This window comes from Martelella mediterranea, assembly GCF_021021415.1.
Classification (GTDB): domain Bacteria; phylum Pseudomonadota; class Alphaproteobacteria; order Rhizobiales; family Rhizobiaceae; genus Martelella; species Martelella mediterranea_C.
The window spans coordinates 1-19374 of the sequence record NZ_JAINWJ010000008.1; the positions used below are offsets into that span (position 1 = coordinate 1).

The window sequence follows — 19374 nt, forward strand, 5'->3', positions numbered from 1 at the left end:
TCAACAAACAATCCTCGGGCTTGACCCGAGGATCCAGGCCGCCTGGCAAGGGTTCGTTATAAAGCTTCGCAAATTCAGCGACTTAAACCGCCTGGATGCTCGGATCAAGTCCGAGCATGACACAAGAACGAAGGGCTTATGACAAATGATGGTCAAAGCTTATTGCTTTGTCATCCTTCCAGGCCCGCGCTTATGGCGTGGACCGCTCGTTCCTCAGCGCCGCCACTTCCTGCCGCAGCGCCTTCAACTCGGACAATATCTGCAGCATTTCCGGCTCCCGCGCCTGTCGGCTTTCCTCCAGCAGTTCCTGCTCGTGCTCCTTCTGCATGGCCGAGACGATGATACCGATGAACAGGTTCAGCACGGTGAACGCCGTCGACAGGATGAAGGGCACGAAGAACAGCCAGGCGTTGGGATAGACATCCATGACCGGCCTCACGATCCCCATCGACCAGCTTTCCAGCGTCATGATCTGGAACAGCGAATAGATCGAAGCGCCGAGCGAGCCGAACCATTCGGGGAAGGCCTCGCCATAGAGCTTGGTCGCGATCACGGCGAAGATGTAGAACACAAGCGCCATCAGCACGATGATCGACCCCATGCCGGGAAGGGCCGCCACCAGCCCGCCGATCACGCGCCGGAGCGACGGGATCATCGAGAGCAGACGCAGCGCGCGCAGGATCCTGAGCGCGCGCAACACCTGAAGCGGTCCGCTGGCCGGCACGAGGCTGATCGCGACGATCGTGAAATCGAACAGGCTCCAGGGATCGCGAAAGAAGCGCAGCCTGTGGGCATAAAGCCGCAGCGTGATCTCGATCACGAAAATGGTGAGCACCAGAGCGTCGAAGAAGCGCAGCACCGGGCCGGCAAAGCTCTGCATGACGGTTTCGGACGTCTCGAAACCCAAAGTGATGGCGTTGATGACGATGACGGAGAGGATGAAGGTTTCCCAGGAACGGGAACTCATCCAAGCCTTTACCTTTTCACGCATTATCCGCACGCTCTCCGCAGTGACCCAGATCGGCCTTCGAGATGGGGAAATTTCGCGCTGAAAGCAAGTGAGCGGCGGAGACATTTTCAGGCGTCGACATTGCCGGCAATCACGAATGTGTGATGAGCCGGAACGCCGCCTCACATGGACCTTTGGGCGGTTCTACCGCACAATGGCACGATCAGGACAATCTGGGGAATGGCAATGCTTCGCTCATGCGCGATGCTTATCCCGGCGTTTCTGGCGCTCGCCGCAACGGGCGCCGCCCAGGAGGCGCGCCCGCCCGTCAGCCAGTGCCAGGCGATCGCCGAACGCCTGCCGCAAGTGAAATTCGCAAGCTTCGTGCCGGTCGCCTATGAGGCGCCGGAAGTCTCGATCAGCTTCATCGGTCATTCGACCTTCCTGATCGAAAGCCCCGGCGGGGTGCGGATCGCCACCGATTATTCCGGTTTTCTGCTACCCGGCGGCCCGCCGGACGTGGCCACCATGAACAAGGCGCATGAAAGCCATTTCACGCTGACGCCCGATCCCGGCATCGGCATGGTGCTGCATGGCTGGGGCGACACCCCCGGCCAGCCGATCGACCATGACCTGGTGGTGGGCGACGTCTATATCCGCAACGTCACCACCGATATCCGCGCCTGGGGCGCGTTCGAGGAGGACGGCAATTCGATCTTCATCTTCGAGGTGGCGGACCTCTGCATCGGGCACCTTGGCCACCTCCACCACGAACTCGCCGACAGCCATATCGCCGAGATCGGCCGGCTGGACGTGGTCATGGTGCCCGTTGACGGCGGGCTGACGCTTGGCGCAGAAAGCATGAGAAACGTGATTGAGCGCCTGCATTCCTCGCTGGTGCTGCCGATGCACCGCACCGGCCCGCGCGTGCGCGATTTCGCCGCCATGTTCGCCGAGGACTATGAGATCGTCTATTCCGACAGCCGCACCGTAACTTTGTCGCTCGCCTCGCTGCCGCGCCCGCCGCAGATCCTGCTCCTGCAGGGCGTTTGGTAGCGTCCCCGGGCTTGAATGCGCGGCCTGCCGCCCGTATAAGGGCGCGCATTCAGACAAACAAAGACAGGGCGGAGCCATGGCTGGCCATTCACAGTTTAAAAACATCATGCACCGCAAGGGCCGGCAGGATGCGGTCCGTTCGAAAATGTTCTCCAAGCTTGCGCGCGAAATCACCGTCGCCGCCAAGATGGGCACGCCGGACCCGGACATGAACCCGCGCCTGCGGCTCGCGATCCAGAACGCCAAGGCGCAGTCGATGCCGAAGGACAATATCGAACGCGCCGTCAAGAAGGCCGCCGGCGGCGATGCCGAAAACTACGATGAGGTGCGCTACGAGGGCTATGGCCCCGGCGGCGTCGCCGTGATCGTCGAAGCGCTTTCCGACAACCGCAACCGCACCGCGTCCAACGTTCGCTCGATCTTCACCAAGGCCGGCGGCGCGCTCGGCGAAACCGGCTCGGTCGCCTTCTCCTTCGATCATGTCGGCGAGATCGTCTACAAGCCCGAAGCCGGCGATGCCGATGCGATCATGGAAGCCGCGATCGAGGCCGGCGCCGAAGATGTCGTTTCCGACGAGGACGGCCACACCATCTACTGCGGCTTCGAGGATATCAACGAGGTCTCCTCCGCGCTTGAAAAGGCGCTCGGCGAGGCCGAAAGCGTCAAGGCGATCTGGAAGCCGCAGAACACCATCCCCGTCGACGAGGAACGCGCCACCTCGCTGATGAAGCTCATCGACAATCTTGAAGACGACGACGACGTCCAGAACGTCTACTCGAACTTCGAGGTCGACGACGAGGTGATGGCCAAGCTTTCGGCTTGAGACTCCACTGCGTTATCACGTATTGAAAGGCCGCCGCATCAGCGGCCTCTTCTCTGCCCGGACGGGCGCTAGCCTTTGGGAAACACAAAAGTCAAGCCGAAACGGGCGCCCCAGCGGTCTGGCCCGCCCTCCGGCGTTTCCGCCCAGTAGCGAACACCCGCCGTCAGATTGACCGGCTGCTTGCCGAACTTCACGAGCTTGCTCAGCGTCAGATCGATCGGGACCGACCAGATATCGTTCTTCCAGTCATACGTCGTCTCGGTGGTCAGCCCGAGGCTCCACGTCTTCGCAAACCGATAGGTCATAAAGGGCTGAAGGAATGTCGCGCTGATATCGGCCCTGTCGCCATTGCCGGCAAAGGACCACACGTGGCTGCCGAGGAACCCGACCGTGGTCGGGCCCGTCTGCTTGGCGATCATCGCAGTCGGCCCGGCGCCCCATTTCTCTCCCCCGAGGTAATCATCCGTTGCTGTCGGCAACAGAAAGATCGGGCCAGCGCCCCAGATCAGGCCGGGAATGCCGCTATTCGTCGGCGACAGAAACAGGCTGGTCGTGGTGTCTCCAAATCCGAACTGCTCTCCGGATGGCCCGAAGACATCATTCTGATAGACGACCGGGATGATTGTTCGGGTGATCAGGTTCCAGTTGTCGTTCAGTTCGAACGGTATGATCGGCTTGAACTTGAGGTCAGAACGATCGCCGTCTGCCGGCCCGTAACCCGTGTCATCGTTCATTTCCACCGGCACGACGACCATCGAAGCGAGCGGATTCGCCAGCTTCTCCGGAATGTCGGCATCCGTGCCCGACGCGCTCTGGCTTGCGGCGGTACCCGCGAAAAACATGCCCATCACCACGACCGGCACGAAGTTTGCTCTACGCATATGCTTTCCTCCCGATATACGTAAATATAACGAAATAAGATAGAGCAAAACCATCAATAATAATAATAATTAAATCAATTAACATAAATAACTTGTAAATAATTTTCTAAATAAATTTAAGTATATATATCGATCTATGCAAGCGTAATAAAGCCGGGAAATAAAGACCGGAGAGGTCGCTCTTGCGCGTTTGACACTCGAACAGCGCGGCAAACTGACCGTTGTAATTCTGCACAACGACACGAAAAAGAAGAATACCTGCACCCTATACACCCGGAATCGACTTGCAACTTTAAGAGATTATGCGTGAATCACATTTCTTTACAGTTGCGGCGGAGGGATAGATGCGTATCACAACATGCGGATTAATTCTGGCTTTGGCGACGACCGGCAGCGCGCTGGCGGACGATTCCCAGGCCGATCTGGCCAAGCAGCTTTCCAATCCGGTCGCGCCGCTGACGGTGTTGCCGTTCCAGTTCAACTATGATCGCGGCTATGGCCCCGAAAAGGGCGACCAGTTGCAGCTCAATGTTCAGCCGATCATCCCCTTCAGTCTGAACGCGGACTGGAATCTGATCAGCCGCACCATCGTCCCCATCGAGCAGCAGAGCGATATCGCCGGTCCTTCCGGCGACCAGTTCGGCCTTGGCGACACGCTGCTGTCGCTGTTTTTCTCGCCCGTCGACAGCGGCGTGGACGGGCTTATCTGGGGCGCGGGGCCGGTTTTCCTGTTGCCCACGGCGACCGACGACCTGCTCGGGAGCGAGAAATGGGGCGCGGGCCCGACCGGGGTCGTCGCCTTCGAACACGGGCCATGGACGACCGGGCTTCTCGCCAACCACGTCTGGTCCTATGCCGGCGCGGATGACAAGAGCCGCATCTCGACCACGATGACCCAGCCCTTCATCTCCTACAACACCAGATCAGCCTGGACCTTCTCGCTCACCAGCGAGGCGGAATATGACTGGGTGGGCGAGGACTGGATCGTGCCGATCGACTTCACCGTCGGCAAGCTGGTGATGGCGGGCCGGCAGCCGATCAGCCTGACGCTTGGCGCGCGCTACTGGGCGACCGCGCCGGACAACGGCCCGGAAGGCTGGGGGCTCCGGGCCGTGGTGAGCTTCGTGTTCCCGAAATAGCGCGGGATCAGGCTGCTACCTTCAGTTCACTGCGTAGCGTGCCGAACATGCCGACGGCCTTCAGCCGCGCTTCCACCGAATGCACGGGCACGGAGATGATCACTTCGTCGGCCTTGGTGTCGGCAACGAAGCCCGCCATCTTGGCCCTTGCCTTCTCCGGACCGCCGACCACGGCGAACTGGAAGGTGTGCTCGATCGACATCTTCTCCATCTCGGTCCAGAGGCCGTCCATGCTGTCGACCGGTCGGGGCGTCTTGCCGCGGGCATTGCGGCGCAGCGCCACGAAGCTCTGCAGCGCAGAGGTGAACAGATAATCCGCCTCGTCATCGCTATCCGCCATCGCGCCCATGACGCCGACGATCACATAGGGCTTTTCGAGCTGCGCCGAGGGCTTGAAGTTGGTGCGGTAGATGTTGAGCGCCTCGAACAGCATGTCGGGCGCGAAATGCGAGGCGAAGGCGTAGGGCAGGCCGAGCATGGCGGCCAGATGGGCACTGTAGGTGGAGGAGCCGAGAATATAGATCGGCACCTTGGCCCCTGCCCCCGGATTGGCAAGCAGACGCTGGCCCTCGACCGGATCGTCCATCAACTGCTGCAATTCGACGATATCATTCGGGAAGGTCTGGGCGCCTGCATCGAGATTGCGGCGCAGCGCCCGCGCCGTGTTCATATCGGTTCCCGGCGCCCGGCCAAGGCCGAGATCGATGCGGCCGGGATAAAGCGCTTCCAGCGTGCCGAACTGTTCGGCGATCACCAGCGGCGAGTGATTGGGCAGCATGATGCCGCCGGAGCCGACGCGGATTGTGCTGGTCGCCCGCGCGGCCTCCGAGATCACCAGCGAGGTGGCGGCACTGGCAATGCCGGTCATGCCGTGGTGCTCGGCGAGCCAGAAACGGGTATAGCCCGCCTCCTCGGCCTTTTTCGCCATTTGCCGCGTGGCCTCCAGCGCTTGCGAAATGGTGCCGCCTTCGACAACCGGACAAAGGTCGAGAATGGAGAATTTAGTCATGGAAAATCCTGTCCCGGAATGTGTGTCTTTGACACATAATTAGGAACTGCTCGCTCGATTTGCAAAGCCTGGCCGTTGCGATGGTCGAAGAAAGAGCCCGCTACCCTGTCCCGGCGGCCTGTCGCCGTTGCGCTGTCACGAAATCGATGAAGGCGCGCAGCGGGCGCGGCGTGAGGCGGCTGGAATAATAGAGGAAGGGTCCCTCGTACTCCGCGCACCAGTCCTCCAGCACGGGCGCCAGTTCGCCGGTTGCAAAATGCGGTTCCAGCCAGTTGCGGAAACCGTAGATCAGGCCGTGGCCGGCAATCGCCAGTTTGACGGCGGCGCGCCAGCCGGCGGTGCCGATGATCAGCCGGGCCGCCGGATCAAGCTGCAGCGTTTCGCCATCTTTCTCGAATTCCCACTCCGTCAGCGCGCCGGAGGCGAAACGCAGACGGATACAATCATGCGAGAGCACATCGCGCGGATGCGCGGGACTGCCGAACCGGGCGAGGTAATCCGGCGCGGCCGCCAGCGCCGGGCGTTGCACGGGCGGGCCGATGGGGATCGCGATCATATCCTGAGCCAGATGTTCGCCATAGCGGATGCCGGCATCGCAGCCGGTGCCGATCATATCGTTGAAACGGTCGTCGACCAGGATTTCCACCCGCACCTGCGGATTGGCCCTCGCGAACCCGTCGAGGATCGGCGGAAGGATGTCTTCCATCACGGCGCCTGGCACCTGAAGCTTCAGCCGCCCGCGCACAACGCCCTCGCTGCTGGTCGCCTCCGCGATGGCCGAGCGGGTCTCGGCAACCACCGGCTCAAGGCGTTCGGCAAGCGCCCGGCCCACCTCGGTCAGGTGAACGCTGCGGGTTGTGCGGATGATCAGCGGCACGCCGAGCTCTGCTTCGAGCCGGTTTATCGTTTCGCTCACGGTCGATGGCGCGTTTCCGAGGCGCTTGGCGGCGGCGCGAAATCCGCCGGTGCGGGCGATCACCAGAAAAGTGAGCAGATCATCGAAGGACGGGAGCGGGCTATTGTTCGGCATGCCGATCACCGTATTCGCGTTTGTGCGGATTATCAAGCATCGTGCGGCCGCCTATATTGTGCTCATTCCGAATGAAATCAGAAGGAACGCACCCATGACCAGCGTATCGCCAGCCTCGGCCGCCGGCCGCTTCACCTTTCCCGGCACCGATATTTCCGTCAACCGCATGGGCTTCGGCGCCATGCAGCTCGCCGGCCCCCATGTCTTTGGCGAGCCGAAGGATCCCGACGAATGCCGGGCGGTCCTGCGCGAGGCGCTCGCGCTCGGCATCGATCATATCGACACCAGCGATTTTTACGGTCCCTACGTCACCAACCGGCTGATCGCCGAAACGCTGCACCCCTACCCCGACAATCTCACGCTGGTTACCAAGATCGGCGCCTGGCGCGACGACGAGGGCGGCTGGAACCTGAACCACGAGCCGGATTTCCTGCGCAGATCTGTCGAGGACAATCTGGAGCGGCTGAAGCTGGACCGGATCGCGATCGTCAACCTGCGCATGGGCAGCGTCAACGGCTTCAGCGAGGACGGCGAGATCGCCGAACCGATGAAGGCAATGCGGCAGATGCAGGAGGAAGGCATGATCGCGCATATCGGCATCTCGACCGTGACCGCGCCCCAGGTGAAGATTGCCCAGGACATCGCCCCGATCGTCTGCGTGCAGAACCACTATAATCTCATCCACCGCGACGACGATGCCATGATCGACAGCCTCGCCGAACAGGGCATCGCCTATGTGCCCTATTTCCCGCTCGGCGGATTCCTGCCCTATCAGGCCGATATTCTGGATCAGGTCGCAAGCGAACTTGATGCCTCCATCCAGAAGGTCTCGCTCGCATGGCTGTTGCAGCGCAGCCCGAATATTCTTGTCATTCCCGGCACATCATCGCGCGCCCATCTGCGCGATAATATCGCCGCGGCCGAACTGACGCTCGGCGAGGAACATCTGAAGCGGCTCGACGCCATCGCTGCCTGATCGCATACCAACGTCCTGACACGATACGTGCGGAACGCCCGGCCCGGCGCTCCGCATGTTTTTGTTTTGTTCACTTTTATCTGGAAGCCTCGGGGCAAGAACGATAGGGTGAATTCATGGAAAAGACGATTCGCATCATAGGCATCGATCCAGGGCTGAGGCGCACCGGCTGGGGCGTTATCGAAACGTTGGGAAACTCGCTCAAATTCATCGATTCCGGCACGGTCACCTCTGACGGCGATCTCGATCTGCCCTCGCGCCTGCGCCAATTGCACGACGGGTTGTCGGAAGTTGTGCACGGCTTTCGCCCGGACGAGGCGGCGGTGGAGCAGACCTTCGTCAACAAGGACGCGGTCGCGACGCTGAAGCTCGGCCAGGCGCGCGGCATCGCCCTGCTGGTGCCTTCGCTCGCAGGCCTTCCGGTCGCCGAATACGCGCCCAATGCGGTGAAGAAGGCGGTGATCGGCGTCGGCCATGGCGACAAGCAGCAGATCCACATGATGCTGAAGGTTCTGATGCCGCGCGTGCAGTTCAAGGGCAGCGATGCCGCGGACGCATTGGCCATTGCCATCTGCCACAGCCACAATCGCGGCGGCAACAAGATGATGAAGGCAGCGATGGCGGCGGGGTGATGCCGGCGGTCTGTCGATAGATTCGGCAGGCACGGAATGAATGATTGATTATGAAAAGTGACGCTTGCTCCCAATACTCTCTCCCGCTGGCGGGAGAGATGCCCGAAAGGGGCAGGGAGGGTGGTGCGGCGTATCAGATCATGAGGGCGCTCGCGGGGATAGGCTCCCCCCTCACTGTCGCTTTCGCGACATCTCTCCCCTCCGGGGCGAGAAGGTTTGGGGGCGATGCGGCGAGCGAAAGGCGAGCAGCGCACGCTGCGAGAACAAGAGGCATACGCGTGAAGGCGTCACGTCGGAAGGAAAAAACTGCATGATCGGCAAGCTCAAGGGCGTGATCGATGAGATCGGCGATGACCATGTTGTGGTCGATGTGCATGGCGTCTGTTACGTCGCCTTCTGCTCGGCGCGCACGCTGTCGCGCATCGGTTCGCCCGGCGAGGCCGTGGTGCTGTTCATCGAAACCTTCGTGCGCGAGGACCAGTTGCGGCTCTACGGCTTCATGAGCGCGGAGGAGCGTGGCTGGTTCAACCTGCTGCAGAGCGTCCAGGGCGTCGGCGCGCGGGTCGCGCTGGCGATCCTCTCAACGCTGTCGGCGGGCGAGATAGCCAATGCGATCGCGCTTGGCGACAAGACCGCGGTATCACGCGCGCCGGGCGTCGGGCCAAAGGTCGCGACCCGGATTGTCACGGAACTCAAGAACAAGGTGCCGGCCGGGCTGTCGATTGGCGACAGCGAGGCGATTTCCTTCCGCAGGGAGGTCGGCGAAGGCGCCGCGCCCGCCGCCGTGTCCGATGCGATTTCCGCGCTCACCAATCTCGGCTATTCCCGCGACCAGGCCGCCGGCGCGATCTCCGCCGCCCTGAAACAGGCCGGCGAGGATGCCGCGAGCGCGACGCTGATCCGGCTCGGCCTGAAGGAATTGTCGCAGTGATCCATTCTTGATAGGATACTCCTTACAAATTCCGCATGGTAAGGAAAATGAGCATGAGCGTGTTTTACGGCACATTGACTTCGAAGGGGCAGACGACGATTCCCGCTGAAGTGCGCCAGATGCTGAATCTGAAGCCGGGCGACCGTATCCGCTACATCATCCGCGACGGCGAAATCATCGTGCGGGCGAAGAACAGGCAGGCGAGCGACCTCAAGGGCCGCTTCCACGATGCCGACAGGGAGCCGGTCACGCTGGAAGACATGAAAGACGCCGTCGGCGAGGCGGTTGCCGAACATGTCGCCGAGCGGTCATGATCGGCCTCGATACCAATATTCTGCTTCGGCTGGTTCTGCAGGACAACGCCGAGCAATGCCGGCGGGTGGACCGACTGATGGAATGCTTGCCGGAACGCGGGCCGGGCTATATCAACGCGATCACGCTGATGGAGTTTTCCTGGTTCCTGCGAAAGCGGCTGAGGGTGGGGCGCGCCGAACTTGCAGCGGCGATCGCAGATCTTCTGGAGGCGCGCGATATCGAGGTTGAGGATGAATGGCAGGTTGAAGAGGCGCTGGATCTGATGAACCGTACGCCGGCCGAATTTCCCGATATCCTGATCGCGCTTCGAAACACAAAATCCGGCTGCCATGCCACGATGACGCTCGACCGCGCCGCAGCCGCCGCCATACCGGGAATGGAATTGTTGACATGAGTGAAGCCGACCGCCTGATTTCGCCGGACAAGCGCGGAGAGGATCTCGATGCGGCGCTGAGGCCGCAGACGCTGGACGATTTCACCGGCCAGGCGGAGGCGCGCGCCAATCTGAAGGTGTTCATCGAGGCCGCCAAAAGGCGCAGCGAAGCGCTGGACCATGTGCTGTTCGTCGGCCCGCCGGGGCTCGGCAAGACCACGCTCGCCCAGATCATGGCCAAGGAGCTCGGCGTCAATTTCCGCTCGACCTCCGGCCCGGTGATCGCCAAGGCCGGGGATCTGGCGGCCCTTCTGACCAATCTCGAAGAACGCGACGTGCTGTTCATCGACGAGATCCACCGGCTCAACCCCGCGGTCGAGGAAATCCTCTATCCGGCGATGGAGGATTTTCAGCTCGACCTGATCATCGGCGAAGGCCCGGCGGCGCGCTCGGTGAAGATCGACCTGTCGAAATTCACACTGGTGGCTGCCACAACAAGGCTCGGCCTGCTGACGACGCCGCTGCGCGACCGGTTCGGCATTCCGGTCCGGCTCAATTTCTACACCGTCGAGGAGCTGGAACTGATCATCCGCCGCGGCGCGCGGCTGATGGGGCTTGGCATGAGCGATGACGGCGCGCGCGAGATCGCGCGCCGCGCGCGCGGCACGCCGCGCATCGCCGGCCGGCTGCTGCGCCGGGTGCGCGATTTCGCCGAAGTGGCGGACGCAACCGAGGTCAGCCGCGCGATCGCCGACGAGGCGCTGACGCGGCTTGAGGTCGACCATATGGGGCTCGACCAGCTCGACCGGCGCTATCTCAACATGATCTGCCAGCATTTCGGCGGCGGGCCTGTGGGGATCGAGACGATTGCGGCGGGACTTTCCGAGCCGCGCGACGCGATCGAGGATATCATCGAGCCCTATATGATCCAGCAGGGCCTGATCCAGCGCACTCCGCGCGGGCGGGTGATGACGGCAACGGCCTGGAAGCACCTCGGCCTCACGCCGCCGAAGGATGCCGATCTTACCCAGTTCCGATTGTTCGACGAAGGCGAGTGAGCGGTCTTCAGAGGGCTTCGCGCTCCGCCAGAACCTCGGCGGCGAGCGCCCGGGTGATGCGGCGGTTGCGCGACAGCGCCAGCTTGTCGATCTGATCGACGATCTGGCTTGCGGCATCGAGCGAGCGCTCCATGCGCGTGACGACATAGGCGACGAGACGGTCGTCGACCTCAAGCTGGCGGTCGGCGAACAGTTTGAAGATCACCTGTTGCAGCAGCGCGTCATCCGGCGCGCCGATTTCCACCGTGGTGGCGGCGGCAAGCCGGGATTTCAGGTCGGGCAGCGTGATCGCCCAGAGCTGCGGCAGCGAGCGTGCGGTGATCAGCAGACTGCCGCCGTGCTGGCGCACGGTGTTGATCAGATGAAACAGCCCGGTCTCGTCAAAGGCCTCGCGGTCGGCATCCTCGAACAGGAACGCGCCGTGGCGGGCCGCGACCGGCCGCCCTTCCCTCAGCTCCGCCGTCACCGGGCGGGCCTGGCTCAGCCCCTTCCAGATGGTCGACAGATGGGTCTTGCCCGATCCCGGCGGACCGACAAGCACGGTAACCGGCGTATGCCAGTGCGGCCAGCGGTCGATCAGGTCGATCGCCGGCATGATCGACCGCGAGATCAAGAGGTGATCGCGGTCGGCCGCCGGGTCGTGGCCAAGCTCCAGCGGCAACTGCATCGCTTTTTCACGCAGCACGGTCAGGCTCACTTCCCCTCTTCAACAACCGGCGACGGCTCTTCGGCATGGTGCTCGATGCCGTCCCAGTAGAGATCGCTGGTGAGATAGCGATCGATCGCGAAGCGCACCAGCACGCCGACGGCCGCCGACACCGGCACCGCGACCAAGAGGCCGACAAAGCCGAACAGCACGCCGAAGGCGAACAGGGCGAACATCAGCCAGACCGGATGCAGCCGGACGCTGGAGCCGACCAGCTTGGGCTGCAGCACATTGCCTTCCAGAAACTGGCCAAACAGATAAATCCCGAAGATCAGCGCGATCATCCAGAAATCCGGCCAGAACTGGAACAGCGCCACGCCCATGGACAGGATCAGGCCGGAGGTCGAGCCGAGATAGGGAATAAAGCTGACAAGACCGGCGAAAATCCCGATCAGGGCGCCGAAATTGAGCCCGGCGAGGCTGAGCGTGATGGCGTAGTAGATCGCGAGAATGAGGCAGAGCGACCCCTGCCCGCGCACGAAACCGGAAATCACCGCGTTGATCTCGTGGGCAAGGTAGCGGACATCGTCCACCTGGCCGCGCGGTATCCACTGGTCGATCTTCTGGACCATCCGGTCCCAGTCGAGCAGAAGGTAGAAGGCGATCACCGGCGCCAGCACGAAGAAGGAGACGAGATTGACCACCGCCATCGACGAGTTCCAGATGCTGCCAAATACCTGACCGGCGATCGAGGCGCCGCCCGACAGCATCTTGCCGATATTCTCGCTGAGCGAAGCAAGCTGGTCGTTGCCCCAGTCGATCAGTTTGGAAAACTCCGTCGTCTCCAGGTACTGCTCCAGTTGGTGCATGTATTTCGGCACCTGCTGGGCGACATCATAGGCCTGCGACACCAGAAGCGGAATGAACAGCAAAAGCACGGCGATGACGATCACCAGGAAGGACAACATGATCGTGGTCGTCGCCCACAGCCTGTTGAAGCCAAGCTTCTCCAGCCGATCGGCAATCGGGTCGAGGAAATAGGCCAGCGCCATCCCGGCGACGAAGGGCAGCAATATGCTGCGGAAAACATAGAGAAAGAGCGCGACAAAGGCGGCAAACAGCAGCCAGAAATAGACCTGCCTGCGCAATCCCGCGGCACTGATCCGACCCGCCATGAAAAAACTCCCGCTCCGGTTCGCGCTCAAGCGATTGTGGTACCAGGGCCCGCAACATGGATGAAGGCCCATAGCGTTTGTTCAGCAAACCGCCGCCAGCGTCAAGCGACAAGGCCGGTGCCACGCGCCCCTCCCCGATATCCACTGTGTCCAACGCGGTCGCGCGCGCGTTAATTGTCGATATCGGCCTCATGGTTCGGCAACACACTTGCATCGGGCAAAACTCCATGCAATGCCCGGCTTTGACTTTTGCATGAGGGACCGCCCCATGAGCGAGACACGTAGAAACGGCCTGACCTATTCCGACGCAGGCGTCGACATCGATGCCGGCAACCTTCTGGTCCAGAAAATCAAGCCCGCGGTGAAATCGACCCGGCGTCCCGGCGCGGACGGCGATATCGGCGGTTTCGGTGGCCTCTTCGACCTGAAGGCGGCAGGCTTTACCGATCCCGTCCTGGTCGCCGCCAATGACGGCGTCGGCACCAAGCTGAAGATCGCGATCGAGGCCGGCAAGCATGACACGGTCGGCATCGATCTGGTCGCCATGTGCGTCAACGATCTCGTGGTCCAGGGCGCGGAGCCGCTGTTTTTCCTCGACTATTTCGCCACCGGCGCGCTCGATCCCGATGAAGGCGCTGTGATCGTGGAAGGCATAGCCGAGGGTTGCCGTCAGGCGGGTTGCGCGCTGATCGGCGGCGAAACAGCCGAAATGCCGGGCATGTACGCCAAGGGCGACTACGACCTCGCAGGTTTCGCGGTGGGGGCCGCCGAGCGTGGCGCGCTGCTGCCGTCCGAGAGCCTCGAGGAAGGCGACGTGATCTTCGGCCTCGCCTCCTCCGGCGTTCACTCCAACGGGTTTTCGCTGGTGCGCCGGGTGGCCGAAATGAACGGTCTCGGCTGGCAGGCCCCTGCCCCCTTCGCACCGGGCAAGAGCCTCGGCGAGGCGCTGCTGGAACCGACCCGCATCTATGTCAAGCCGCTCTTGGCCGCGATCCGCGAAACCGGCGCGATCAAGGCGCTTGCCCACATCACAGGCGGCGGCTTTCCGGAGAATATACCGCGCGTTCTGCCGGAAACACTTTCCGCCGAGATCGATCTCGAGGCGATCACCGTGCCTGCCGTGTTCTCCTGGATCGCGCGCGCGGGCGGCGTAGCACCCGCTGAAATGATGCGGACCTTCAATTGCGGCGTCGGCATGATCGGCGTCTGCCGCGAAGACCGGCTCGATGCCGTGCTTGCGGCGCTTGCGGACCAGGGCGAAAACGCCTTCCGGCTCGGCCGCATCGTCGCCCGCAAGGACGGCATGGACGGCACGGTCTATAAGGGCATGATCGCGCTATGAGCGGACGCAAGCGGGTTGTCGTGTTCATTTCGGGCAGCGGCTCGAACATGGAAAAGCTGGCCGAGGCCTGCGAAGCGCCGGGTTTCCCGGCAGAGATCGTCGCCGTCATCTCCGACAAGCCTGACGCCGGCGGACTGCTAAAAGCGAAGGCGCGGGGCATTGCCGCCCACGCCCTTGCCCGCAAGGATTACGACAGCAAACAGGCGCACGAGGCCGCGATGCTCGGCCTGCTTGCCGATCTCGCGCCCGATTTCATCTGCCTTGCCGGGTTCATGCGGCTGCTTTCGGGCGATTTCATCCGCGCCTATGCGGGCCGGATCATCAATATTCACCCCTCGCTGCTGCCGCTGTTTCCGGGGCTCGACACCCATCAGCGCGCGCTCGACGCCGGCATGCGCATCGCCGGCTGCTCGGTGCATTTCGTCACCGAAGGCATGGATGAGGGGCCGATCATCGGCCAGGCCGCCGTCCCGATCATGCCGGGCGATACGACGGATGCGCTCGCAAAGCGGATACTGACGGTCGAGCACAGGCTCTACCCCGCCGCACTCAGGCGGCTTGCCGCTGGCGAGGTGCGGATGGAAAATGGCCGCGCCGTCTTCACCAACCGTGGCACAGACGGGGCCGAACAGATTTTGATCGCGGGATAGCCCCGCGTCCAACGGCAGAACGCTGCCACCGGAGAGAACGCTGCCCGAAAAGAGGCTCGAACCGTCTTGGAAATCTTCCTCATAAACCTCGCCAGAAGCCATGACCGCCTGTCGCACATGCGCGCGGTTTTCAACGCCCAGGGCCTTGCCTTCGAGCGGATCGATGCGGTCGATGCCGCGACGCTCTCCGAGGATTTCGTCAGAAACATCGTCGTGCCGCCGATCAGCAAATATGCCCGCAACCTGACCCCGAGCGAAGTCGCCTGCTATCTGAGCCACAAGAAGGTCTGGGAAATGGCGCTCTCGCGCGGTCTCGAGTACGCGGCGATCTTCGAGGACGACATCCACCTTGCCCCCGATGCTGGCAAGCTTCTCTCGACGGCGGCCGAATGGCTGCCGGACGGCGCCGACCTGATCAAGCTCGAAACGCTTGCTATGCGGACGCATGTTTCGCGCTCGGGCAGTGTCCTGATGGACACCCCGCACCGGCTGAAAAAGCTGTTGAGCAGTCATTACGGCTCGGCGGGTTATATCATCAGCCGCCGCGCAATGGAGCGCCTTTGCGCGGCGAGCGATCCGCTGCCGCTACCGGTGGATGATGTCATCTTCGGGGCGCATTACCGGGTCTTTGGCCGGCTCAGCGCCTATCAGATCGACCCGGCCATCTGTGTTCAGGATCAATATCTGGAAGGGCCTGGAACCGAACGGCTCGGTATTGCGTCGATAATTTACGACCGCCATGCCAGCCCGCCATTGAAGCATGAAAGCAACGCTCCGGTCAGGCGCGCTCTGGCCAGCCTCTCAAACAAGATGAACCGCCGCCGGCGCAAGACGCGGATAGCCCTGCTGCAGGCGCTTGGCCGCGCGGAGCAAAAGACCATCCCGTTCGCGCGGGATTGAGGCCGATCAAAGCCCCTTGAGAAACGGGTTGTTGCGGCGCTCCTCGCCGATGCGGCCGCCCGGGCCGTGGCCGCAGATGAAGCCGACATCGTCGCCCAGCGGAAACAGCTTGTCGCGGATCGAGGCGAGCAACGTGTCGTGGTCCCCGCCCGGCAGATCACTCCGCCCGACCGAGCCGTGAAACAGCACATCGCCGACATGGGCGAATTTCTGGGCGCGGTTGAAGAAGATCACATGGCCCGGTGCGTGGCCAGGGGTGTGATAGACCTCGAACACATGGTCGCCGAAACCGACCGTTTCGCCTTCGCTCAGGAAACGATCCGGGAAACAATCGCGCACCATGCCCGCCATGCCGAAACGCTCCGCGCTTGCCTCGATGTTCTCCAGAATGAAACGGTCATCCTCATGCGGGCCGATGATCTCCAGCCCCAGACGCTCCTTCAGCTCCATCGCGCCGCCGGCATGATCGAGATGGCCGTGCGTCAGCCAGATCGCCTTCAGCGTTATGCCGTTTTCCTCCACGGTCTGGATGATGACATCGGCATCTCCGCCGGGATCGACCACGACGCCCTCGCGCAACTCGGGATCGAACAGCACGGTGCAGTTCTGCTGAAGGGGGGTGACGGGAATGATCCCGGCCTGGAGCTGCGCCATGAAACTGATATCTCCCTTGCGGACGGCCGCCGTCAACGGCTTCCATTTCGCTTGCGTCCGTTTTAAACCTGATACGATATCTATGTCAGACTGGATTTGATTACAAAAGCCCGGCGGGCGAAAGGAAACAGGCTTTGGGAGTGAAACATCAGGCGATCATGCCCGAACACGCGCCCGAGAGCGGCGTCGCGGACCTGGCGGTGGTCGAACTTCTGTTTTTCGCCTATCGCGATTTCATCTCCGATCCGGACGCGATCCTCGGCGAGATCGGCTTCGGCCGCGCGCATCACCGGGTCATCCATTTCGTCGGAAGCCGGCCGGGCATGAGCGTTGCCGACCTGCTCGACATCCTGCGGATCACCAAGCAGAGCCTCGCCCGGGTGCTGAAGCAGTTGATCGACGGCGGCTATATCCGCCAGACGGCGGGGCCGGAGGATCGGCGTCAGCGTCGGCTGTTCCTGACCGCGGAAGGCGAGCGGCTGCGCGCGGAACTGCTTTCGCCGCAATTGCGGCGCATCGACAGGGCATTCGCGGCGATGGGCGAGGACGAGCGCCGGGCGGTCGGCGAATTTCTGACGCGCATGTGCGATCATGATCCACATGCCGGCATTGAGGCCTTGCCGCAGAAAGGGGAGGAAGCATGAGCGAAGCCAGAGCAGTCGATGATGACGCCGCCCACCTTCTGATTGTCGACGACGACACCCGTATCCGCACACTGCTCAAACGCTATCTGGGCGAAAACGGCTACCGCGTCTCCACGGCCGCCGATGCCGCCGAGGCGCGGCGCAAGCTGGAAGGGCTCGACTTCGATCTTCTCGTGCTCGACGTGATGATGCCGGGCGAGGACGGCGTGTCGCTGACCCGGCACTTAAGGGAAATTCGCCCGATCCCGGTGCTGCTTCTGACGGCGAAGGCGGAGGCGGATGCCCGCATTGCCGGCCTGGAGGCCGGCGCCGATGATTACCTGGTCAAGCCGTTCGAGCCGCGCGAGCTCTTGCTTCGCATCAGCAATATCCTGCGCCGCGCCGATACGCCGAAGACGCCGGCGATCGAACAGGTCGTGTTCGGCCCCTATTCCTTCTCGCTCGCGCGGCGCGAACTCAAGAGAGGCGCAACCCCGATCCGGCTCACCGAACGCGAACAGGACATTCTGGCCATGCTCGCCGAAAAGGCCGGCGAAACGGTCGCGCGCTACGATCTAGTCAGCAGCGCCAGCGAGATCAACGAGCGCACGATCGATGTGCAGATCAACCGGCTGCGCCGCAAGATCGAAAACGATCCGGCGAACCCGCTTTATCTCCAGACCGTGCGCGGTATCGGCTACCGCCTGAGCCGGGATTAGGACCCGACATTGAAACTCTGGCCCGCAAGCGTTCAAACGGCCTGTGAAAGAGCGGCGTACGCTCTCAGACGGCGCACGCGCGAACTCGAGCGGCTGCCCGGGCTACGCCATATCGCCGGCGCCTACAAGGTTATCGCCCGCTGGACCCATCATCGTCTGCCGCGCGGCCTGTTTGCCCGCTCGCTGCTGATCATCATCATCCCGATGCTGCTGCTGCAGGCGGTGGTCGCCACCGTGTTCATGGAGCGCCACTGGCAGATGGTGACCCGCCGCCTTGCCGACGCCGTCACCGGCGATATCGCCGCGATTATCGACCTGATCGACGTGACCGGCGACGAATATGAAAGCGAGATCGTCTCGATTGCCGCGCGCGACATGGGTCTCAGGGTCGCCTTCGAGCCCGGCGCCAAGCTTCCGCCGCCGCTGCCGAAGCCGTTTTTCGGCCTGCTCGACCAGGTGCTGGCGGAACTGATATCGGAAAAGATCGGCCGGCCGTTCTGGATCGACACGCTCGGCGATTCCCGCTTCGTCGAAATCCGCATCAGCCTCGATGACGGCATATTGCGCATCTTCGCGCGCCGTTCGATGACCTATGCGTCGAACACCCATATCTTCATTCTATGGATGGTCGGCACATCACTGGTGCTGATCGGGATCGCGACGCTGTTCCTGCGCGGCCAGATCCGGCCGATCCTGAAGCTGACCCAGGCCGCGGAGGATTTCGGCAAGGGTCATCGCTCCGAAGTGCCCTATACGCCGCGCGGCGCGATCGAAATCCGGCGGGCGGGCCTCGCCTTCATCCTGATGCGCGAGCGTATCGAGCGCCAGATCGAACAGCGCACCACCATGCTGAACGGCGTCAGCCACGATCTGCGCACCATCCTCACCCGCTTCAAGCTGCAGCTTGCCCTGATCGGCGAGAGCCCGGAGGTCGAGGCCCTCAACGAGGATATCGAGGAAATGCAGAAAATGCTGCAGGGCTATATCGACTTTGCCCGCGGCGACGCCGAGGAAACCACCGGCACGGCCAGCCTCTCGGCGCTGTTCCGCCGCCAGCATGAGGATTTCGAGCTTTCCGGCAAATCGCTGCACTATGTGGTGATCGGGCCGGACGATGTGACGGTCAGGCCCAACGCCTTCGCCCGCCTGATCGCCAATCTCGCCTCCAATGCCAAACGCCATGCCGACAATCTGGAAATCACCGCCGAGCACGGCGAAAAATGGCTGACAGTGACCTTCGATGATGACGGGCCGGGCATCGCGCCAGAGATGCGCGAGGAAGTGTTCAAGCCGTTCCTCAGGCTCGACAATGCCCGCAACCTCGATTCCTCCGGCACCGGGCTCGGCCTCGCGATCGCCCGCGACATCGCCCGCTCCCACGGCGGCAATGTCACGCTCGGCGACAGCCCGCTCGGCGGCCTGCGCGCCGTGATCAGCATCCCTTGCTGAACCGGTGCACGCGCAAGCCCCATGGCTCTTCTGAGCGGGTCTGG

Annotated in this window: 22 protein-coding genes; 15 read left to right on the forward strand and 7 right to left on the reverse strand. The window is 62.6% G+C overall.

The features are described 5' to 3' along the window. Positions 1-190: 190 nt before the first annotated feature. On the reverse strand, positions 191-991 hold the full coding sequence (locus tag K7H91_RS05655) for an ion transporter (protein WP_230719235.1): 801 nt from the start codon (positions 989-991) through the stop codon (positions 191-193). A gap of 204 nt (positions 992-1195) precedes the next feature. Here K7H91_RS05655 and K7H91_RS05660 point away from each other — a divergent pair, with 204 nt between their 5' ends. Next, positions 1196-2005 carry an MBL fold metallo-hydrolase gene (locus K7H91_RS05660; protein WP_230719432.1) on the forward strand — a complete coding sequence of 270 codons (810 nt, stop codon included), beginning with the start codon at positions 1196-1198 and terminating at the stop codon, positions 2003-2005. Between the two features lie 76 nt (positions 2006-2081). Next, positions 2082-2828, forward strand: coding sequence for a YebC/PmpR family DNA-binding transcriptional regulator (locus tag K7H91_RS05665; protein WP_026173928.1), 747 nt, complete (start codon positions 2082-2084; stop codon positions 2826-2828). A 68-nt stretch (positions 2829-2896) separates the two neighbouring features. Here K7H91_RS05665 and K7H91_RS05670 read toward each other — a convergent pair whose 3' ends face one another. Further along, positions 2897-3709 carry a transporter gene (locus K7H91_RS05670; RefSeq protein WP_230719236.1) on the reverse strand — a complete coding sequence of 271 codons (813 nt, stop codon included), beginning with the start codon at positions 3707-3709 and terminating at the stop codon, positions 2897-2899. 344 nt (positions 3710-4053) lie between these two features. On the opposite strand from K7H91_RS05670, the gene K7H91_RS05675 reads away from it, so the two are divergent. Next, positions 4054-4848, forward strand: coding sequence for a transporter (locus K7H91_RS05675; RefSeq protein WP_230719237.1), 795 nt, complete (start codon positions 4054-4056; stop codon positions 4846-4848). A 7-nt stretch (positions 4849-4855) separates the two neighbouring features. Here the strand turns inward: K7H91_RS05675 and K7H91_RS05680 are convergent, their stop codons facing one another. Next, the gene (locus K7H91_RS05680; protein WP_230719238.1) at positions 4856-5857 is read right to left on the reverse strand and encodes an LLM class flavin-dependent oxidoreductase; all 1002 of its coding nucleotides are present in this window, start codon (positions 5855-5857) and stop codon (positions 4856-4858) included. A gap of 100 nt (positions 5858-5957) precedes the next feature. Then, on the reverse strand, positions 5958-6887 hold the full coding sequence (locus K7H91_RS05685; RefSeq protein WP_230719239.1) for a LysR family transcriptional regulator: 930 nt from the start codon (positions 6885-6887) through the stop codon (positions 5958-5960). A gap of 94 nt (positions 6888-6981) precedes the next feature. Between K7H91_RS05685 and K7H91_RS05690 the strand changes: the two genes are divergently transcribed. The 6 genes from K7H91_RS05690 to ruvB all read left to right on the forward strand — a co-directional run bounded on the left by K7H91_RS05690 (position 6982) and on the right by ruvB (position 11172). Beyond that, positions 6982-7863 (forward strand): oxidoreductase, encoded by an 882-nt coding sequence (locus K7H91_RS05690; protein WP_230719240.1) that lies wholly within the window; start codon positions 6982-6984, stop codon positions 7861-7863. 116 nt (positions 7864-7979) lie between these two features. Next, a complete protein-coding gene (gene ruvC, locus K7H91_RS05695; RefSeq protein ID WP_230719241.1) occupies positions 7980-8495 on the forward strand; it encodes a crossover junction endodeoxyribonuclease RuvC in 516 nt (171 codons plus the stop codon). A 310-nt stretch (positions 8496-8805) separates the two neighbouring features. Continuing rightward, complete coding sequence (ruvA, locus tag K7H91_RS05700; protein ID WP_230719242.1) at positions 8806-9426, forward strand: Holliday junction branch migration protein RuvA; 621 nt, start codon at positions 8806-8808, stop codon at positions 9424-9426. A 53-nt stretch (positions 9427-9479) separates the two neighbouring features. After that, on the forward strand, positions 9480-9740 hold the full coding sequence (locus K7H91_RS05705) for an AbrB/MazE/SpoVT family DNA-binding domain-containing protein (protein WP_018067404.1): 261 nt from the start codon (positions 9480-9482) through the stop codon (positions 9738-9740). Continuing rightward, on the forward strand, positions 9737-10135 hold the full coding sequence (locus K7H91_RS05710; protein WP_230719243.1) for a PIN domain-containing protein: 399 nt from the start codon (positions 9737-9739) through the stop codon (positions 10133-10135). Before K7H91_RS05705 ends, K7H91_RS05710 begins: the two co-directional genes overlap by 4 nt. Further along, complete coding sequence (gene ruvB, locus K7H91_RS05715; RefSeq protein ID WP_018067402.1) at positions 10132-11172, forward strand: Holliday junction branch migration DNA helicase RuvB; 1041 nt, start codon at positions 10132-10134, stop codon at positions 11170-11172. The genes K7H91_RS05710 and ruvB overlap by 4 nt, the downstream gene beginning before the upstream one ends. 7 nt (positions 11173-11179) lie before the next feature. Here ruvB and hdaA read toward each other — a convergent pair whose 3' ends face one another. Both hdaA and K7H91_RS05725 read right to left on the reverse strand, forming a co-directional pair. Further along, positions 11180-11839, reverse strand: a complete 660-nt coding sequence (hdaA, locus tag K7H91_RS05720) for a DnaA regulatory inactivator HdaA (RefSeq protein ID WP_230719433.1) — start codon at positions 11837-11839, stop codon at positions 11180-11182. Positions 11840-11865: 26 nt separating this feature from the next. Continuing rightward, positions 11866-12993 (reverse strand): AI-2E family transporter, encoded by a 1128-nt coding sequence (locus K7H91_RS05725; RefSeq protein ID WP_230719244.1) that lies wholly within the window; start codon positions 12991-12993, stop codon positions 11866-11868. Between the two features lie 268 nt (positions 12994-13261). Here K7H91_RS05725 and purM point away from each other — a divergent pair, with 268 nt between their 5' ends. The 3 genes from purM to K7H91_RS05740 all read left to right on the forward strand — a co-directional run bounded on the left by purM (position 13262) and on the right by K7H91_RS05740 (position 15885). Then, positions 13262-14335: a phosphoribosylformylglycinamidine cyclo-ligase gene (purM, locus tag K7H91_RS05730; protein ID WP_230719245.1), complete on the forward strand. Its 1074-nt coding sequence runs from the start codon at positions 13262-13264 to the stop codon at positions 14333-14335. After that, positions 14332-14985, forward strand: a complete 654-nt coding sequence (gene purN / locus K7H91_RS05735) for a phosphoribosylglycinamide formyltransferase (protein WP_230719246.1) — start codon at positions 14332-14334, stop codon at positions 14983-14985. The genes purM and purN overlap by 4 nt, the downstream gene beginning before the upstream one ends. Positions 14986-15051: 66 nt before the next feature. Further along, positions 15052-15885 carry a glycosyltransferase family 25 protein gene (locus K7H91_RS05740; protein ID WP_230719247.1) on the forward strand — a complete coding sequence of 278 codons (834 nt, stop codon included), beginning with the start codon at positions 15052-15054 and terminating at the stop codon, positions 15883-15885. Between the two features lie 6 nt (positions 15886-15891). Here the strand turns inward: K7H91_RS05740 and K7H91_RS05745 are convergent, their stop codons facing one another. Then, a complete protein-coding gene (locus K7H91_RS05745; RefSeq protein WP_230719248.1) occupies positions 15892-16539 on the reverse strand; it encodes an MBL fold metallo-hydrolase in 648 nt (215 codons plus the stop codon). A 158-nt stretch (positions 16540-16697) separates the two neighbouring features. Between K7H91_RS05745 and K7H91_RS05750 the strand changes: the two genes are divergently transcribed. The 3 genes from K7H91_RS05750 (at position 16698) to K7H91_RS05760 (ending at position 19330) form a co-directional block, all read left to right on the forward strand. Then, the gene (locus K7H91_RS05750) at positions 16698-17183 is read left to right on the forward strand and encodes a MarR family winged helix-turn-helix transcriptional regulator (RefSeq protein WP_230719434.1); all 486 of its coding nucleotides are present in this window, start codon (positions 16698-16700) and stop codon (positions 17181-17183) included. Then, a complete protein-coding gene (locus K7H91_RS05755) occupies positions 17180-17881 on the forward strand; it encodes a response regulator (RefSeq protein WP_230719249.1) in 702 nt (233 codons plus the stop codon). Before K7H91_RS05750 ends, K7H91_RS05755 begins: the two co-directional genes overlap by 4 nt. A gap of 93 nt (positions 17882-17974) precedes the next feature. Next, a complete protein-coding gene (locus tag K7H91_RS05760) occupies positions 17975-19330 on the forward strand; it encodes an ATP-binding protein (RefSeq protein WP_230719435.1) in 1356 nt (451 codons plus the stop codon). Positions 19331-19374 lie beyond the last annotated feature (44 nt).

Excerpts from the sequence above, each read along its gene's own strand:
- K7H91_RS05665 (WP_026173928.1), top strand. The coding sequence starts at position 2,082 with ATGGCTGGCCATTCACAGTTTAAAAACATCATGCACCGCAAGGGCCGG.
- hdaA (WP_230719433.1), bottom strand. The coding sequence starts at position 11,839 with ATGCAGTTGCCGCTGGAGCTTGGCCACGACCCGGCGGCCGACCGCGAT.
- K7H91_RS05705 (WP_018067404.1), top strand. The coding sequence starts at position 9,480 with ATGAGCGTGTTTTACGGCACATTGACTTCGAAGGGGCAGACGACGATT.
- K7H91_RS05690 (WP_230719240.1), top strand. The coding sequence starts at position 6,982 with ATGACCAGCGTATCGCCAGCCTCGGCCGCCGGCCGCTTCACCTTTCCC.
- purM (WP_230719245.1), top strand. The coding sequence starts at position 13,262 with ATGAGCGAGACACGTAGAAACGGCCTGACCTATTCCGACGCAGGCGTC.
- K7H91_RS05675 (WP_230719237.1), top strand. The coding sequence starts at position 4,054 with ATGCGTATCACAACATGCGGATTAATTCTGGCTTTGGCGACGACCGGC.
- K7H91_RS05670 (WP_230719236.1), bottom strand. The coding sequence starts at position 3,709 with ATGCGTAGAGCAAACTTCGTGCCGGTCGTGGTGATGGGCATGTTTTTC.
- K7H91_RS05755 (WP_230719249.1), top strand. The coding sequence starts at position 17,180 with ATGAGCGAAGCCAGAGCAGTCGATGATGACGCCGCCCACCTTCTGATT.
- K7H91_RS05710 (WP_230719243.1), top strand. The coding sequence starts at position 9,737 with ATGATCGGCCTCGATACCAATATTCTGCTTCGGCTGGTTCTGCAGGAC.
- K7H91_RS05655 (WP_230719235.1), bottom strand. The coding sequence starts at position 991 with ATGCGTGAAAAGGTAAAGGCTTGGATGAGTTCCCGTTCCTGGGAAACC.
- ruvA (WP_230719242.1), top strand. The coding sequence starts at position 8,806 with ATGATCGGCAAGCTCAAGGGCGTGATCGATGAGATCGGCGATGACCAT.
- K7H91_RS05725 (WP_230719244.1), bottom strand. The coding sequence starts at position 12,993 with ATGGCGGGTCGGATCAGTGCCGCGGGATTGCGCAGGCAGGTCTATTTC.
- purN (WP_230719246.1), top strand. The coding sequence starts at position 14,332 with ATGAGCGGACGCAAGCGGGTTGTCGTGTTCATTTCGGGCAGCGGCTCG.
- ruvB (WP_018067402.1), top strand. The coding sequence starts at position 10,132 with ATGAGTGAAGCCGACCGCCTGATTTCGCCGGACAAGCGCGGAGAGGAT.
- K7H91_RS05745 (WP_230719248.1), bottom strand. The coding sequence starts at position 16,539 with ATGGCGCAGCTCCAGGCCGGGATCATTCCCGTCACCCCCCTTCAGCAG.
- K7H91_RS05750 (WP_230719434.1), top strand. The coding sequence starts at position 16,698 with ATGCCCGAACACGCGCCCGAGAGCGGCGTCGCGGACCTGGCGGTGGTC.
- ruvC (WP_230719241.1), top strand. The coding sequence starts at position 7,980 with ATGGAAAAGACGATTCGCATCATAGGCATCGATCCAGGGCTGAGGCGC.
- K7H91_RS05660 (WP_230719432.1), top strand. The coding sequence starts at position 1,196 with ATGCTTCGCTCATGCGCGATGCTTATCCCGGCGTTTCTGGCGCTCGCC.
- K7H91_RS05685 (WP_230719239.1), bottom strand. The coding sequence starts at position 6,887 with ATGCCGAACAATAGCCCGCTCCCGTCCTTCGATGATCTGCTCACTTTT.
- K7H91_RS05680 (WP_230719238.1), bottom strand. The coding sequence starts at position 5,857 with ATGACTAAATTCTCCATTCTCGACCTTTGTCCGGTTGTCGAAGGCGGC.